Raw genomic sequence first — 16,775 nt, forward strand, 5'->3', positions numbered from 1 at the left:
AATCGTCGGGTTTATCAAGATCGAGACAGCCCTGCGGCCTGGGGCGTTACTCGTCGTCGTCGAAGTTGTAGCTGCCCGGCGCAAGGTTCTCGAAGCGCGTGTACTTGCCGATGAAGGCCAGGCGGATAAAGCCGATCGGACCGTTCCGCTGCTTGCCGATGATGATTTCGGCAATGCCCTTGTGCTCGGTTTCCGGGTGATAGACCTCGTCGCGGTACACGAACATGATCACGTCGGCGTCCTGCTCGATTGCTCCGGATTCACGCAAGTCGGAGTTCACCGGCCGTTTGTTCGGACGCTGCTCCAGGGAGCGGTTGAGCTGGGACAGTGCCACCACCGGGCAATTGAATTCCTTGGCCAGGGCCTTGAGGGAACGGGAAATCTCGGAAATCTCGTTGGTCCGGTTGTCGCCGCTGGAACCCGGGATCTGCATCAACTGCAGGTAGTCGATCATGATCAGGCCGACGTCGCCGTGCTCACGCACCAGGCGGCGAGTGCGCGCACGCATTTCCGACGGGCTGATCCCCGCGGTATCGTCGATGAACAGCTTGCGGTCGTTGAGCAGGTTGACGGCCGACGTCAGGCGCGGCCAGTCATCGTCTTCCAACTGACCGGAACGCACCTTGGTCTGGTCGATACGACCCAGAGACGAGAGCATACGCATGATCAGCGACTCACCTGGCATCTCGAGGGAGTACACCAGTACCGCCTTGTCGCTACGCAACACGGCGTTTTCCACCAGGTTCATGGCGAAGGTGGTCTTACCCATCGACGGACGGCCGGCGACGATAATCAGGTCGGACGGCTGCAGGCCGCTGGTCTTCTCGTCCAGATCGGTATAGCCGGTGGACAGGCCGGTGATCGCGTCAGCGGTGTTGAACAGGGTGTCGATACGGTCGATGGCCTTGGTCAGCAACTCGTTGACGCCCACTGGACCGCCGGTCTTGGGGCGCGCCTCGGCGATCTGGAAAATTTGCCGCTCGGCCTCGTCGAGGATTTCCACGGCGGTACGGCCTTCGGGGTTGAAAGCGGCATCAGCGATATCGCTGGTGATGCCGATCAATTGCCGCAGGGTCGCCCGCTCACGGACGATCGAGGCATAAGCCTTGATGTTGGCGACCGATGGCGTATTTTTCGCCAGCTCGCCCAGGTAGCCCAAGCCGCCGACCTGGGAGGTCTGGCCTTCCTTGTCCAACTGTTCGGCCAGGGTGACGACGTCGATGGGCTGGTTCTGGTCGGCCAGCCGAGCGATCGCGCGGAAGATCAGGCGGTGGTCATGCCGATAGAAATCACCGTCCGAGACCAGGTCCAGCACACGTTCCCAGGCGTTGTTGTCCAGCATCAAGCCACCGAGCACGGCCTGTTCGGCCTCGATGGAGTGCGGTGGCACCTTCAGGGCAGCGGTTTGCAGATCGTATTGCTCGGGAGCGGAGATATCGTTCATAGCCACTTGGAATCAGATGGTTTGAGCCAAAAAAACAAAAGGCACGACCTGAATGAACAGAGTCGTGCCCGATGTTAACCGCCCGACGGGCAAGCCGCCAGACGATTGAGTGCTGCTTAAGCAGCCACCACAACAACGCGTACGGTTGCTTCGACTTCGGCGTGCAGGTGCACGGCCACGTCGAATTCGCCAACGTTGCGGATGGTGCCGTTCGGCAGACGAACTTCGCTTTTTGCCACTTCGACGCCAGAGGCGGTCAGGGCATCAGCGATGTCGTGGGTGCCGATCGAACCGAACAGCTTGCCTTCGTCACCGGCGGTGGCAGTGATGGTCACTTCCAGCTCAGCCAGTTGGGCGGCGCGCGATTCAGCCGAAGTTTTCTTGTCTGCTGCAGCTTTTTCCAGCTCGGCACGACGCTCTTCGAAAGCGGCCAGGTTGGCAGCGGTCGCAGCGGTGGCTTTGCCGAAAGGCAGCAGGTAGTTACGGCCGTAACCGGCTTTCACTTTTACTTTGTCGCCCAGGTTGCCCAGATTGGCGATTTTTTCCAGCAGGATCAGTTCCATTTGGTAATAACCTCTTAACTTTTAACCTTCACCGTTCGCGGACCCGTTACCGGGGTCCTTCGACGCCAGGCGTCCGCGAAAATCAATCAGGCTGTCGACAATGGCCAATACCACGAGCAACGGACCGAGCAGGTGCATGAACGGCAAGAACGTCACGTATATCCCCACCAGCCAGAAAGCAGCCAGTCGTTTCTGCGCCACCAGCCCGTGAATCAGGGCCAGACCGGCGAAGACCAGCGGTACGCTGCACAGCGGCAACAGGATCAGTGCATGCAACCCGAAAAACGGGGAGATACACATGACGGCCAGCAGTAACAGCGTCACGTTCTTCGGGAGTCGGATGGCGCGAAACTCGCGACCGAAACCACCAGGGTTATACAACAACGCTTGCCAATAGCGCCCAAGAATCAGGCACAGCACACTAAAGACCTGCAACGAAATCGCCGTCGAAATGATCATCAGCGGGACTGTCAGGGAGATGAGAAACGCCTTCTGGTCGGCCGAGAATTTCTCGTAGACCTCACCCATCGCCAGCGGCATGACGTGTTCAAACGTCTGCGCCAGTGACTCGATGAAGGAACTGAACACAGTTCCCAGGCTCACCGCACACAACAATCCCACGGCCATGCTGCACAGCAGCACGCGGTTCCAGGTATGCCCGGCGCGCAAGACCAACGCCAGACTACAACTGCCGACCAGCACCAGAAGGGCCGTCGGGTCGCCGAAAAAGTGCCAGCTCAACAACACCGACAACAATCCGATACCCAGGACGCTCGAGGCGTCCGAACCACGCCGCAGGAGCACAAGGCATCCGGCGGCGGCACTCAACCAGAACAACAGCGGCAATGCCGCAGCTCCGGCCACGACCAGCGTGGCCTGCACACGTCCCCGCATGATGAAGTCAGCTAAGGCGCGCATGCACTCAATCCTTTACTACTTGTCGACGACCCGGTCTCAGCGGCCGTGGCTGTCGGTGTAGGCCAGCAGGGCCAGGAAGCGGGCGCGCTTGATAGCGGTAGCCAGCTGACGCTGATAACGAGCCTTGGTACCGGTGATACGGCTTGGAACGATTTTGCCGGTTTCGGATACGTAGGCTTTCAGGGTGTTGAGATCTTTGTAATCGATCTCTTTCACGTCTTCAGCGGTGAAGCGGCAGAATTTACGACGACGGAAGAAACGTGCCATGTAATTGGCTCCTCAAAAGGTCCGTGGATTACTCGTCAGCGTTATCGCTGTTGTCGCTGTCATCACCATCAACGCCTTCAGCGTCGGAGTGCTCAGGACGGTCGCGACGCTCACGGCGCTCACTGCGGTTTTCTTCAGCCTTGAGCATCTCGGATTGGCCGGTAACGGCTTCGTCGCGACGGATGACCAGGTTACGGATCACAGCATCGTTGTAGCGGAAGTTGTCTTCCAGCTCGGCCAGGGCCTTGCCGGTGCACTCAACGTTCAGCATCACGTAGTGAGCCTTGTGAACATTGTTGATTGCGTAGGCCAGTTGACGACGGCCCCAGTCTTCCAGGCGGTGGATTTTGCCGCCGTCTTCTTCGATCAGCTTGGTGTAACGCTCAACCATGCCGCCGACTTGCTCGCTTTGATCCGGGTGGACCAAAAAGATAATTTCGTAATGACGCATGAATGCTCCTTACGGGTTGTAGCCTGCCACTGAAAAGCGGTCAGACAAGGAGTGAATGACACTGGTGTGTCTTGCCTTGGAGTTAGGCACAAATGCGCCAGCCATCACGGCAAGGGGCGCAATTGTAGAGAAGGGGCACGAGAGGCGCAAGGTAATTGGCGATTATTTGAGCAGATACAGCTGCAAGAGCCGGCTTGCTGGAGAGGAACCATACTGCGGTATCCTAGAAATACCGCGTCGCCTCTATCGCCAGCAAGCCGGCTCCCACAACAGATCAGGACTTCTTGGCGGCAGCCTTGACGCTGCGCTGGCGCATCGCTTCGAACAGGCACACGCCCGTGGCCACGGAAACGTTGAGGCTGCTGACGCTACCGGCCATCGGCAACTTCACCAGATAGTCGCAATGTTCGCGAGTCAGGCGACGCATGCCCTTGCCCTCGGCTCCCATGATCAGGATGGTCGGACCGGTCAGATCCTGCTGGTACAACTCCTGCTCGGCCTCACCGGCCGTGCCGACCACCCACAAGCCACGCTGCTGGAGCTTTTCCAGGGTTCGCGCCAGGTTGGTCACGGCCACCAGCGGAATCACTTCCGCAGCACCACAGGCGACTTTACGCACAGCCGGCGTCAAGGTCGCCGACTTGTCCTTGGGCACCACCACTGCCAGCGCGCCCGCAGCATCGGCGGTGCGCAGGCAGGCGCCGAGGTTGTGCGGATCGGTCACGCCATCGAGTACCAGGATCAGCGGTGCACCTTCGGTGCGATCGAGCAGCTCATCGAGCATCGCTTCGCCCCAGACCTGGCTCGGACTGACGTCCGCCACCACGCCCTGATGCACACCCTCGACCCAGGCATCCATCTCGCGCCGCTCGGCCTGACCGACCGGCACGCGGTTCTCCCCCGCCAGCTGCAACAAGGTCTGAACCCGTGGATCACTGCGGCCTTCAGCCAGCCAGATCTGCTTGACGCGCTTGGGGTGATGACGCAACAGCGCCTCCACGGCATGCACGCCGTAGATCTTTTCCAGCTGACTCATGACTTGCCCTTGGGTTTACGTGCCGAGCCGCTCTTGGGCGGGCCCTTGCGATGTTTGGTCGTTTTTTCCGACCCACCACTGCGACTGGACGCGCCTTCAGCCTTGGCCTTGCCACCGTTTTTCGCCTCAGCCAGCAGGGCCTGTTTCATCTCGCGGCTTTTGCGTACTTCCGCGTTCTTGGCGGCAGCATCGCTGGAGCGATAGGCTTCACCGGACTTCTTCTCGGCACTGCGCCGGGCAGGACGAGCCGACTCGGCAGCCTTCTCCACCACAGCCGCTGGAGCCGTTTCGGCGCCGCGCTTCTTGCTGCTACGACCGACGGGCGCCGAAAGGGTTTTCTCGCTCACTTCGAAGTCGATCTTGCGCTCATCGAGATCGACGCGCATGACCTTGACCTCGACCGTGTCGCCCAGGCGGAAGTTGCGGCCGCTACGCTCACCCGACAGGCGATGATGCACCGGGTCGAAGTGGTAGTAATCGCCCGGCAAGGCGGTGACATGCACCAGACCCTCGACGTAGATGTCGGTCAGTTCGACGAACAGGCCAAAACCGGTCACGGCGGTGACCACACCCGGGAAAGACTCGCCCACGCGATCCTTCATGAACTCGCACTTGAGCCAGTTCACCACATCGCGGGTAGCTTCGTCGGCACGGCGCTCGCTCATCGAGCACTGCTCGCCCAACTGCTCCAGCGCTGCCTCGTCGTACGGATAGATGCGCGCCTTGGGAATGCTCATCGCACCGGCACGGCGGACGTGCGGGGTGTTCTGCTTGGAATGGATCACGCTGCGGATCGCGCGGTGCGTGAGCAGGTCCGGATAACGACGGATCGGCGAGGTGAAGTGGGTGTAGGCCTCGTAGTTCAGACCGAAGTGGCCGTCGTTCTGGGCGCTGTACACCGCCTGGCTCAGGGAGCGCAGCATCACGGTCTGGATCAGATGGAAATCCGGACGCCCCTGAATGCTCGCCAGCAAGGCCTGGTAATCCTTCGGCGTCGGACCGTCCTTGCCCTTGTGCAGCGACAGACCCAGCTCACCGAGGAACGTCCGCAGTTTTTCCAGGCGCTCCGGTGGCGGACCATCGTGCACCCGGTACAGGGCTGGAATCTCGTGCTTTTTCAGGAACTCGGCCGTGGCGACGTTGGCCGCCAGCATGCATTCCTCAATCAGCTTGTGGGCATCGTTGCGGGTCGTCGGACGGATTTCCGCGATCTTGCGCTCGGAGCCGAAGATGATCCGCGTTTCCTGGGTTTCGAAGTCGATCGCACCACGGGTGTGACGGGCCGCCAGCAGCACCTTGTACAAGGCGTACAGTTGCTTGAGGTCCGGGATCACTTCCGAGTACTGGGCACGCAGGCGCTTGGCATCAGCCGTCTTCGACTGTTCCAGGATCGTGCTGACCTTGTTGTAGGTCAGCCGTGCGTGGGAATGGATCACCGCTTCGTAGAACACGTAGTCGGTCATCTCACCCTTTTTCGAGATGGTCATTTCACAGACCATTGCCAGACGGTCGACGTGCGGGTTCAGCGAGCACAGTCCGTTGGACAGCTCTTCCGGCAGCATCGGCACCACACGCTCGGGGAAGTACACCGAGTTGCCGCGCACCTGGGCCTCGGCATCCAGCGCCGAACCGATCTTCACGTAGCTGGAGACATCGGCGATGGCCACGTACAGCTTCCAGCCACCGGAGAACAGCCGCAGCTTGCCCGGAATCGCCTCGCAGTAGACCGCGTCGTCGAAGTCGCGAGCATCTTCGCCATCGATGGTGACGAACGGCAGGTCGCGTAGGTCGACGCGCTTCTCCTTGTCCTTCTCCTCGACTTCCGGCTTGAGCTTACTCGCCTCCTTGACCACGGCTTGCGGCCAGACATGGGGAATATCGTAGGTGCGCAAGGCAACATCGATTTCCATGCCGGGAGCCATGTAGTTACCGACCACTTCGACCACATCGCCCTGAGGCTGGAAGCGCGGCGTCGGCCAGTGAGTGATCTTCACCTCGACGAATTGACCGACCTGGGCACTGGCGTTACGGCCAGGCGTCACCAGGACTTCCTGCTGGATCTTCGGGTTGTCGGCCACGACGAAACCGATACCACCTTCTTCGAAGTAACGACCGACGATGGTTTCGTGGGCACGGGACACCACCTCGACGATCACGCCTTCGCGACGGCCGCGCCGGTCGACGCCGGAAACCCGCGCCAGAGCGCGGTCGCCGTCGAATACCAGACGCATCTGCGCCGGACTCATGAACAGGTCTTCGCTGCCGTCGTCCGGAATCAGGAAGCCGAAACCGTCACGATGGCCGGAGATACGCCCGAGGATCAGGTCCAGCTTGTCCACCGGGGCATAAGTGCCACGACGGGTATAGATCAATTGAGCGTCACGCTCCATGGCGCGCAGGCGACGGCGCAGAGCCTCCACCTGGTCTTCGGTGCTCAGACCGAACTCTTCCACCAGCTGCTCGCGACTGGCCGGCGACCCGCGCTCGGACAGATGCGCCAGGATCAATTCACGGCTGGGAATAGGGTTTTCATATTTTTCCGCTTCACGAGCGGCCTCGGGATCGAGGGACTGCCAATCGGCCATTAGATATTTTTCACCTTGTCTATATGCCCGGTTAGTTTGGCATACGCGTATTGAAACGGGAAATTTCAGGCGCGCAAGATGCGGGAAAATCTCTTCGGTAGCGACGACAGACGCGATTGCAGAGCGTTTGCACGATTTTTTGCTTTTTTTTGCGAGCAGGGCTTTACAGCCTCAGGACGGCTCCGTATAGTGCGCGCCATCGACAACGTACACGTTGAAGATGCTGCCCAGGTGGTGAAATTGGTAGACACGCCAGCTTCAGGTGCTGGTGACCGAAAGGTCGTGGAAGTTCGAGTCTTCTCCTGGGCACCAATTCAAGACTTCAGAAAATCTGAAGTTCTCCAGAAACCCGCGAAAGCGGGTTTTTGCGTTTCTGGCCTCCCGAAAAATACCCTCCCTAGAATCCCCCAAGGCTTGAGCGGATCGAAAACACCCCGGCCAACCTGGCTGCCAATTTTGATTTATTAAAAGCAAAACAGGGGTTTACAGATCAAAACAGTCCCCGTATAGTTCGCCACATCAACAGCGGCAACGCTGAAGATATTGCCCAGATGGTGAAATTGGTAGACACGCCAGCTTCAGGTGCTGGTGACCGAAAGGTCGTGGAAGTTCGAGTCTTCTTCTGGGCACCATATTCAAGACTTCAGAAATTCTGAAGTTCTCCAAAAACCCGCGAAAGCGGGTTTTTGCGTTTTAGCCCTCGACACAACCTCTGACATAGCACCCTGTGGCGAGCGAGCTTGCCCGCGCCGGGCGTGCAAGCCCCCAAGATATTCCCCGCGGCGCAGCAGGTAAAATACTTGCGGGCCCTGCGACTGCTTTGCCGTCGAGCGCGGGCAAGCCCGCTCCAACTCACCCAACCGCTAACGATCAGGCCCGGAACTGCCCCAAACTCGCCTTGAGCTGTGCAGCCAGACTATCGAGCACCTTGCCACTAGCCGTGGTTTCCACCACTGCCTGCGCCGCACGCTCAGCCTGGGCATGAATCACCTCGACCCGCCCACGCACCGCATGCGCACCTTGCGCCTGATGTTCAGCCGCCTGGGTCGCCAGGCCAATGGCCGCATGCACCTGCTCCACCGAAGCCTGTACCGTCTGCTGCAGCTTGACGCTGTTGCGCAACACGGCTAGCCCTTCGCTGGCCTGGCGCCCAGCCTGACCAATCGCCGCAACAGCTTCGCGAGCCCCCTGTTGCAGAGCACCGATATGCGCCTGGATATCTCCCGTGGAACTCTGGGTCTTGCTGGCGAGTGCCCGCACTTCATCGGCCACCACCGCAAATCCACGCCCGGTCTCCCCGGCCCGCGCCGCCTCGATGGCTGCGTTCAAGGCCAGCAGGTTGGTCTGTTCGGCAATACCATGGATAACGGTCAGCACCACCTCGATCTGCTCGCTTTGCTGAGCCAGACGCTCGATCACCTTGGCACCGGTATCGACCTGCCCCGCCAGGGCCTCGATCAGACCACCGACCTGGGTCGAAGTCCGGGTGTTTTCATCGGTGGCCTGGCGGATACCAATCACCTGCTGAAGCGCCGCCTGCATCGCCTGACTTTCCGCTTGCGCCTCATCAGCCATACGCTCCAGCGCCCGCAGACTCTGCTCCACTTCGTCACGCTGCAATTCAGCCGCCTTGTCGGCACCCGCATTACGCAGACTCATCGCACCAATCTCGACCCCCGTGCGCTGGGCCACATCTCCCGCTTCGCGCACGATGGGTTGCAGCTTGTCGACAAAGCGGTTGACCGCTGAAGCCATGTGACCGATTTCGTCATTGCTGTCGATGGGCACGCGCTTGGTCAGATCCCCCTCACCCGCCGCAAGATCATTGAGCGCCGCGATCAGCAGATGCAGCTTGCTGACCACCCTGCGCCCCAACACCACGGCCAACAGCAGCAATACCCCCAGGCCCACCAACGCCAACCCGAGCCCAATCCGCCAACGCAGTGTCTGCGCCGCATCCTGGACGGTGCTGGCGGTATTGGCCTGCATCTGCGTAGCCGTCGACTGCGCCGACTGCAGGCGCGCGCGCATCGCCGCCGAGCTGTCGGCCGCCGCACTCTTGAGACTGTCGCCGACCAACTGGTCGCTGCTGGCGATCAGGGCAGTGAAACGCTGGTCCAGGGCTTTCAGATCAAGGTCCACCGAAGCCGTCGACACCCCCATCAGCACCTTGCCGATCTCCACACCATTGGGGCTGATCGAGGCTTCAAGGTAATAGACCGAGGGATCGTTCTTCGCCGCATTGAGCACCTTGTCCAGCGCCCGCTCACCCTGGCCTTTTTCCAGCAGAGCCTTGTTGATCGGGTTTTCCCGATTCAGGTAACGAGTCAGATGCTCGCCCGTGGCATCGTCATAGACAACAAACAGCACGTTCGGATTGCGCTGGGCGCGCCGGGCGAATTCGGAGAGGGTCGGTATATCACTGTCCCACATGGCGCGCGGGGCAACCGAGGCCAGTAGCTGCGCCATGTCGTTGGCCGAGTCCTTCAAAGACTTTTCCAGCGTGGTTCGCAACTGCGCCTGTTCATCCTTCAGGCGCGAAGACAGCCCCGCCGTCAGCCGCTGCCGTGTGTTGGAAGAAAGACTGTCCAGACTCGACGTCACTTCCTTGCCGGCCTGCTCAAGTTCGCCGGAGAGCTTCTGACTGTCAGCCCCCAGGCGACTGCCAAGATCGGCCTCCAGCGCAGTAACAGTGCTTCGAGTCAGGGCAACCGCCACCAGCACTTGCACCAAAAGGGCGATACCCAGGGTAACGAACACGGGCCGCAGCAAACGGCTCTGTAACAGCGAGAGAATGGCCGACACCGAAGACTCCTCCATTTTGGCGCCATTAATTTGATGGCACGCTTTTTAGAGGATAATCACAGCAAGGGCCGTGCCGCACAACAGACAGAAACGACAAAGGGCCCCACAAGGGACCCTTCGTGATCTACATCAACAACTTATCAGGCGAATGGATGACGCAGGACGATGGTTTCGTTGCGATCCGGACCTGTCGAAATAATGTCGATCGGCGCGCCGACCAGCTCTTCGATACGCTTGATGTAGGCACGGGCAGCCGCCGGCAGCTCTTCCAGGGTCTTGGCACCCAGGGTCGACTCGCTCCAGCCCGGCATCTGCTCGTACACCGGCTCCAGACCGATGTAGCTGTCGGCATCGGTCGGCGCATCGATGACCGCACCGTTTTCGTTCTTGTAGCCGACGCAGATGTTGATGGTTTCCAGACCGTCCAGAACGTCCAGCTTGGTCAGGCACAGGCCCGAAATGCTGTTGACGTCGATGGCGCGACGCAGGATGACGGCATCGAACCAGCCGCAACGACGGGCACGACCGGTGGTCGCACCGAATTCATGGCCACGCTTGGCCAGGAACGCACCGACGTCATCGAACAGCTCGGTAGGGAACGGACCGGAACCAACGCGAGTGGTGTAGGCCTTGGTGATACCCAGGATGTAGTCCAGGTACATCGGACCCACGCCCGAACCCGTGGCAATACCGCCAGCAGTCGTGTTGGAGCTGGTGACGTACGGGTAGGTACCGTGGTCGATGTCCAGCAGCGAACCCTGGGCGCCTTCGAACATGATGTCCTTGCCAGCACGACGCAGGTTGTGCAGTTCGGCGGTGACGTCGAGCATCATCGGCTTGAGCAGTTCGGCGTATTCCATGCACTCGTCGAGTGTCTTCTGGAAGTCGATGGCCGGCTCTTTGTAGTAATTGACCAGCACGAAGTTGTGGTAGTCCAGCAACTCGCCCAGCTTCGCGGCAAAACGCTCGCGATGGAACAGGTCACCGATACGCAGGCCACGACGGGCAACCTTGTCTTCGTAGGCCGGGCCGATACCACGACCGGTGGTACCGATCTTCTGCTCGCCACGGGCTTTTTCGCGCGCCTGGTCCAGGGCTACGTGATACGACAGGATCAGCGGGCAGGACGGGCTGATACGCAGGCGCTCGCGCACCGGTACGCCTTTCTCTTCCAGCTTGGTGATTTCACGCAGCAGGGCGTCCGGTGCAACCACCACGCCGTTGCCGATCAGGCACTGTACGCCTTCGCGCAGTACGCCCGACGGAATCAGGTGCAGGACGGTTTTCTCGCCGTCGATCACCAGCGTGTGGCCTGCGTTGTGGCCACCCTGGTAGCGCACTACGGCGGCAGCATGTTCGGTCAGCAGATCAACGATCTTGCCTTTGCCCTCATCACCCCACTGGGTGCCCAGGACTACGACATTCTTACCCATAACACTTGTCCTCATTCGCGCAAACTTGGCGCCGGCAGCCGCCGGCGGGAAAACTTAAGGAACCAGCGGCAATACTTGCCAAAGCCCGTTCTGCAGCATCAATTGCCGGTCGCAGTCCGCTTCGCGGGCAGCGGCCAAAGGTTGCCCAGGCAGCGCCTGAACGACACGCCGACCCTCGCCGCGCAACTGACAGACCGTCTGCCAGAGAGCCGCATCCGCACTGTCAGGCATCCAGATACCGCCAGACGGTAGCTCGACTTCAGCACGCCCCAGGGTCACCAGGGTTTTCAAATCGGTGGAAAAGCCAGTCGCCGGACGGGCACGACCGAAGTCTGCGCCGATATCGTCATAACGACCGCCCTGGGCGATAGCCTGCCCGACACCCGGGACAAACACCGCAAACACCACACCGGTGTGGTAGTGGTAGCCACGCAGCTCACCCAGATCAAAATACAGGGGCAGTTCCGGGAAGCGCACGGACAATCGCTCGGCGATAGCCAGCAGATCGTCGAGCGCGGCGATGACCGGCGCCGGAGCGCCAGCCAGACGCACGCGCGCCGCTGCCAGCACTTCACGCCCACCGCACAGGTCGACCAGCGCACGCAACATCGCCGCCAGATCAGCCGGCAGTCCTTCGGTAAGCTCGATGACCTCATCGATGGCCTTGCGCTGCAGAGCATCGAACAACTGTTGCTCGACCTCGCCGGACAAACCGGCTGCACGAGCCAGACCACGGTAGATACCGACATGCCCGAGGTCCATGTGCACGTCCGGCACGTCGGCCAGTTGCAGCATCGCCAGCATCAGACTGATGACCTCGACGTCACTGCTCGGACTGGCATCGCCATACAACTCGGCACCCAACTGGATCGGGCTGCGCGAAGTCGACAACGCCCGAGGCTGGGCATGCAACACACTGCCGGCGTAGCACAAGCGGTTCGGCCCTTCACGACGCAAGGTGTGGGCGTCGATACGCGCCACCTGCGGCGTGATATCAGCCCGAAAGCCCATCTGCCGCCCCGACTGCGGGTCGATAACCTTGAAGGTACGCAGGTCCAGATCCTGACCGGCGCCGGTCAGCAAGGACTCCAGGTACTCGATATGCGGGGTGACAACGAACTCATAGCCCCAGCTCTGGAACAGATCCAACACCTGGCGACGCGCCACTTCGATGCGCGCCGCTTCAGGCGGCAGTACTTCTTCGATGCCATCTGGCAAGAGCCAGCGGTCTACCGTTGCCATTACGCCTTTCCCCTATGATCCGGGCGGCAAGCCCACAGGCGAGCCTTGAGTGAAGCAGAAAATGGTTAACGCGCGCGCAAGCAAGGCGCGACGAAACAGCCGAAACCGGCTTCGCCTACCACTTTCCTCGAAAAACCTGTCGGGTCGATCAACCCGTTTTCTGCTCATCTGCCGCCAATCAAACATGCAGACGCAAAAAAGCCGGGAATTTCCCGGCTGCCGCATCATACACCCGTTTTCCGAAAGGATCACCCCGCCAGGCGTTTTAGCCGCCCGGCGGGTGTGTTGATGCGCGATGGATCAGGGCTTGGCTTTTTCCAGGTAGTGGAAAAAGTCGCTGCTCGGGTCCAGTACCAACACGTCGCTCTTGTTCGCAAAGCTTTCACGGTAGGCACGCAGGCTGCGATAGAACGCATAAAACTCCTGGTCCTGGCCATAGGCCTTGGAATAGATGGCAGCGGCCTGGGCATCACCGTCACCGCGAGTTTCCTCGGACTGACGATAGGCTTCGGCCAGCAGTACACGACGCTGACGATCGGCATCGGCACGAATACCTTCGGCCAACTCGTTACCCTTGGCGCGATGCTCACGAGCCTCACGCTCACGCTCGGTGCTCATGCGCTCGAACACGCTGCGGTTCACTTCCTTCGGCAGGTCGATAGCCTTGACCCGGACATCGATCACCTCGATACCCAGTTCCTTCTCGGCCATCTTGTTCAGCGATGCAGTGATGTCCGCCATCAGCGCATCACGCTCACCGGAGACCACTTCATGCAGGGTGCGCTTACCGAACTGGTCACGCAGCCCGGACTCCAGGCGGCGGGACAGACGTTCGTCGGCGATCTGCTTGAGGCCGGAAGTCGCGGTGTAGAAGCGCTCGGCATCCTTGACCCGCCACTTGGCGTAGGCATCGACCATCACGGCTTTCTTCTCCAGCGTCAGGAAACGCTGGGTCGGGGCATCCAGGGTCATCAGGCGGGCATCGAACTTGCGCACCTGGTTGACGTAGGGAACCTTCACGTGAAGACCGGGCTGAACGTCGGTCTGGACCACACGACCGAATTGCAGCAGGACGGCGCGCTCGGTCTGCGACACGATGTAGAAACAGTTCCAGCCAGCCAGCACCACAATGACGCCAACAATCAGGGCGATCAGCGATTTATTGCTCATCAGCGGCTCTCCCTTGTGCGCGTTTGCGGCAGATCAGTGATATGCGGCGTGGCATCCGTATTGCTGCTGGCCGCGGCCGAACCGGTGACCGGCGAGCTACCCGCCGGGCTGTTCTGGATCATCTTGTCCAACGGCAGATACAACAGGTTGCTCTGGCCGTTCTTGTTACCAGTCACGAGCACCTTGCTGGTATTGCTGAAGACTTCCTGCATGGTGTCCAGGTACAGGCGCTGGCGAGTGACTTCCGGAGCCTTGCGGTACTCGGCGACCAGCTTGGTGAAGCGATCGGCCTCACCCTTGGCACGGGAAACGACTTCGTCGCGATAACCGTTGGCGTCCTCGATGATGCGCTGGGCCTGACCACGGGCTTCCGGCACGACACCGTTGGCGTAACCTTCGGCCTGGTTGCGCGAGCGCTGCTCGTCTTCACGGGCACGGATCACGTCATCGAAGGCTTCCTGGACTTCACGCGGCGCTGCGGCGCTCTGCACGTTGACCTGGGTCACGGTAATACCGGTGCGATAGGTATCGAGGAAACGCTGCAGGCGTTCCTTGATTTCGCTGGCCATCTGCTCGCGACCTTCGGTCAGCACCTGATCCATGGCGGTGGAGCCCACCACATGGCGCAGGGCGCTGTCGGTCGCTTGCTGCAGGCTGATCTCCGGCTGATCGACGTTCAGCACGAAGTCCTGCAGGTTGGTGATCTTGTACTGCACGGTCAGCGGCACTTCGACGATGTTCTCGTCTTCGGTCAGCATCTGCCCCTGCTTGGTGTAGGCACGCTCACGCGTGACGTTTTCCATGTACTTCCTGTCGATCGGCGGGAAATAGATATTCAGACCCGGACCGACCGTCTCGTAGTACTTGCCGAAGCGCAGCACCACGGCCTGCTCCTGCTCGTCAACGACATACACGGCGCTGTACAGCCAGACAGCCGCCAGCACGACGAGACCGATGCCCAGCAGGCCGAAACCACCGCCATTGCCGCCCGATCCACCACCGTCGTCATTGCGTTTCTTTCCGCCACCGAACAACCCATTCAGGCTTTCCTGCAGCTTGCGGAAGGCTTCGTCGAGATCCGGAGGGCCCTTGCGGTCGCCATTGTTACGACGCTTGCCACCCCAGGGATCCTGATTGTTCGAATTGCCACCCGGCTCATTCCAAGCCATAGCGCTCTCCATCTGATAAAGCAAAGACGCACCCACGGCGCGCCGACCAATGCTACAGAATGCCTGCGACAGCGGCACAACCGCTTTGTCAGGCTTTTATTGCAAAGTGTGTTGTTCGATGAACTCGGGCGGTTTCATGCCTTCGCGCGAGACCAATCGATTGAACTCGGTCATTGGCAGACGAATCGACAAAAGACAGGCGCCTTCTTCGTCATGTTCTTCCTTCTGAACCGCCCCCAACTCGAAGAACTGTGCACGCAGTCGAGCAAAACGCTGTGGCAAGCGCAAGGTGCCGACGAACAAATCATTGCCCAGCAACTCGGCAATCGCCTGTTCAAGCAGCTCCAGACCAACGCCCTCGCGCGCCGAAAGCCAGACCCGCTGCGGCTTGCCATCTTCGCCACGCTGGATCTGCGGCTCGACACCCTCGAGCAGATCGAGTTTGTTATACACCTCGAGGATCGGCAAGTCCTGGGCACCGATCTCGCCCAGCACCACCATCACCTGTTCGATCTGCAGCATCCGGTCCGGCTCGGCGGCATCGATCACGTGCAGCAGCAGGTCGGAGTTGCTCGACTCTTCGAGCGTAGCCCGAAATGCCTCGACCAGGTTATGCGGCAGATGTCGGATGAAGCCCACGGTATCAGCCAGCACGATCGGCCCGAGGTCATCGAGGTCGAGGCGGCGCAGGGTCGGGTCGAGGGTCGCGAACAGTTGATCCGCGGCATACACCTCGGAGTCGGTGACCGTGTTGAAGAGTGTGGATTTGCCGGCGTTGGTGTAGCCGACCAGCGATACGGTCGGGATATCGGCGCGCTTGCGCCCACGCCGGGACTGCTCGCGCTGGCTGCGAACCTTTTCCAGGCGGCCCTTGATCTGCCGCAGGCGGACCCGCAACAGGCGCCGGTCGGTTTCCAGCTGGGTTTCACCGGGACCACGCAGGCCGATACCGCCCTTCTGCCGCTCCAGGTGGGTCCAGCCGCGTACCAGGCGCGTGCTCATGTGCTCAAGCTGGGCCAGTTCGACCTGGAGCTTGCCTTCATGGGTACGTGCGCGCTGAGCGAAAATATCGAGAATCAGGCCCGTGCGATCAAGCACGCGACACTCGAAAGCACGTTCGAGGTTACGTTCCTGACTGGGCGTGAGGATGTGATTGAAAATCACGATGTCGATCTGCTCGGCCTTGACCAGGTCGCGAAGCTCCTCGACCTTGCCAGTGCCAATCAGATATTTGGCGGTTGGCCGATGACGCGGCACGCTGAACAGCGCGACGGTCTCGGCGCCAGCCGATGACGCCAACTCCTGAAACTCCTGCGGATCTTCGCGCGCCTCAGGGTCCTGACCTTCCAAGTGAACGAGAATGGTTCGCTCACCACCACCGTGGCGCTCAAAGAACAAAGGAGACTCCTATCAGGCGTTACCTGGCTCAGCGTCGCCCTGTTCGGATTCGGTTGCGCTAGGCAGGCGAATTGGACGAACCGGCACCACTGTAGAGATAGCGTGCTTGTAGACCATCTGGCTCACGGTGTTCTTCAGCAGAATCACGAACTGGTCGAAGGATTCGATCGTGCCCTGCAGTTTGATCCCGTTGACCAGGTAGATGGAAACCCCGACTTTCTCTTTACGCAAGGTATTCAAGTAAGGGTCTTGTAGCGAATGCCCTTTTGACATGTGCCGCACTCCTTTAAGGAT

Annotated in this window: 14 protein-coding genes and 2 tRNA genes; 2 read left to right on the forward strand and 14 right to left on the reverse strand. The window is 60.4% G+C overall.

Annotated elements, in window-relative coordinates; genetic code table 11:
* Positions 1–46 precede the first annotated feature (46 nt).
* From dnaB to rnr, 7 genes are all read right to left on the reverse strand, one after another.
* Positions 47–1,444: a replicative DNA helicase gene (dnaB, locus tag BLU37_RS04530; RefSeq protein ID WP_019361740.1), complete on the reverse strand. Its 1,398-nt coding sequence runs from the start codon at positions 1,442–1,444 to the stop codon at positions 47–49.
* Between the two features lie 116 nt (positions 1,445–1,560).
* Positions 1,561–2,007, reverse strand: a complete 447-nt coding sequence (gene rplI, locus BLU37_RS04535; RefSeq protein WP_010450487.1) for a 50S ribosomal protein L9 — start codon at positions 2,005–2,007, stop codon at positions 1,561–1,563.
* Between the two features lie 21 nt (positions 2,008–2,028).
* Positions 2,029–2,925 (reverse strand): YybS family protein, encoded by an 897-nt coding sequence (locus BLU37_RS04540; RefSeq protein ID WP_010450486.1) that lies wholly within the window; start codon positions 2,923–2,925, stop codon positions 2,029–2,031.
* Between the two features lie 36 nt (positions 2,926–2,961).
* Positions 2,962–3,192: a 30S ribosomal protein S18 gene (gene rpsR / locus BLU37_RS04545; protein WP_002551829.1), complete on the reverse strand. Its 231-nt coding sequence runs from the start codon at positions 3,190–3,192 to the stop codon at positions 2,962–2,964.
* 28 nt (positions 3,193–3,220) lie between these two features.
* Complete coding sequence (gene rpsF / locus BLU37_RS04550) at positions 3,221–3,643, reverse strand: 30S ribosomal protein S6 (protein ID WP_037015709.1); 423 nt, start codon at positions 3,641–3,643, stop codon at positions 3,221–3,223.
* 274 nt (positions 3,644–3,917) lie between these two features.
* Complete coding sequence (gene rlmB, locus BLU37_RS04555) at positions 3,918–4,679, reverse strand: 23S rRNA (guanosine(2251)-2'-O)-methyltransferase RlmB (RefSeq protein WP_010450484.1); 762 nt, start codon at positions 4,677–4,679, stop codon at positions 3,918–3,920.
* Positions 4,676–7,264 carry a ribonuclease R gene (gene rnr / locus BLU37_RS04560; RefSeq protein ID WP_090202647.1) on the reverse strand — a complete coding sequence of 863 codons (2,589 nt, stop codon included), beginning with the start codon at positions 7,262–7,264 and terminating at the stop codon, positions 4,676–4,678. Before rnr ends, rlmB begins: the two co-directional genes overlap by 4 nt.
* Before the next feature lie 225 nt (positions 7,265–7,489).
* Here rnr and BLU37_RS04565 point away from each other — a divergent pair.
* Both BLU37_RS04565 and BLU37_RS04570 read left to right on the forward strand, forming a co-directional pair.
* Positions 7,490–7,576: transfer RNA gene (locus BLU37_RS04565), tRNA-Leu, on the forward strand.
* 233 nt (positions 7,577–7,809) lie between these two features.
* Positions 7,810–7,896 (forward strand) — tRNA-Leu (locus tag BLU37_RS04570).
* 238 nt (positions 7,897–8,134) lie between these two features.
* Here the strand turns inward: BLU37_RS04570 and BLU37_RS04575 are convergent.
* The 7 genes from BLU37_RS04575 to hfq all read right to left on the reverse strand — a co-directional run bounded on the left by BLU37_RS04575 (position 8,135) and on the right by hfq (position 16,754).
* Positions 8,135–10,069, reverse strand: coding sequence for a methyl-accepting chemotaxis protein (locus BLU37_RS04575; RefSeq protein WP_010450482.1), 1,935 nt, complete (start codon positions 10,067–10,069; stop codon positions 8,135–8,137).
* 140 nt (positions 10,070–10,209) lie between these two features.
* Positions 10,210–11,502: an adenylosuccinate synthase gene (locus BLU37_RS04580; RefSeq protein ID WP_010450481.1), complete on the reverse strand. Its 1,293-nt coding sequence runs from the start codon at positions 11,500–11,502 to the stop codon at positions 10,210–10,212.
* Between the two features lie 54 nt (positions 11,503–11,556).
* The gene (locus BLU37_RS04585) at positions 11,557–12,744 is read right to left on the reverse strand and encodes an ATP phosphoribosyltransferase regulatory subunit (RefSeq protein WP_081354656.1); all 1,188 of its coding nucleotides are present in this window, start codon (positions 12,742–12,744) and stop codon (positions 11,557–11,559) included.
* Between the two features lie 300 nt (positions 12,745–13,044).
* A complete protein-coding gene (gene hflC / locus BLU37_RS04590) occupies positions 13,045–13,914 on the reverse strand; it encodes a protease modulator HflC (protein WP_010450479.1) in 870 nt (289 codons plus the stop codon).
* Positions 13,914–15,083 (reverse strand): FtsH protease activity modulator HflK, encoded by a 1,170-nt coding sequence (gene hflK / locus BLU37_RS04595; protein WP_010450478.1) that lies wholly within the window; start codon positions 15,081–15,083, stop codon positions 13,914–13,916. The genes hflC and hflK overlap by 1 nt, the downstream gene beginning before the upstream one ends.
* A 96-nt stretch (positions 15,084–15,179) precedes the next feature.
* Positions 15,180–16,481: a ribosome rescue GTPase HflX gene (gene hflX, locus BLU37_RS04600; RefSeq protein WP_010450477.1), complete on the reverse strand. Its 1,302-nt coding sequence runs from the start codon at positions 16,479–16,481 to the stop codon at positions 15,180–15,182.
* A gap of 12 nt (positions 16,482–16,493) precedes the next feature.
* Positions 16,494–16,754 (reverse strand): RNA chaperone Hfq, encoded by a 261-nt coding sequence (hfq, locus tag BLU37_RS04605; protein ID WP_010221594.1) that lies wholly within the window; start codon positions 16,752–16,754, stop codon positions 16,494–16,496.
* Positions 16,755–16,775 lie beyond the last annotated feature (21 nt).

It is taken from the genome of Pseudomonas asplenii, from assembly GCF_900105475.1.
Taxonomy (GTDB): Bacteria; Pseudomonadota; Gammaproteobacteria; order Pseudomonadales; family Pseudomonadaceae; genus Aquipseudomonas; species Aquipseudomonas asplenii.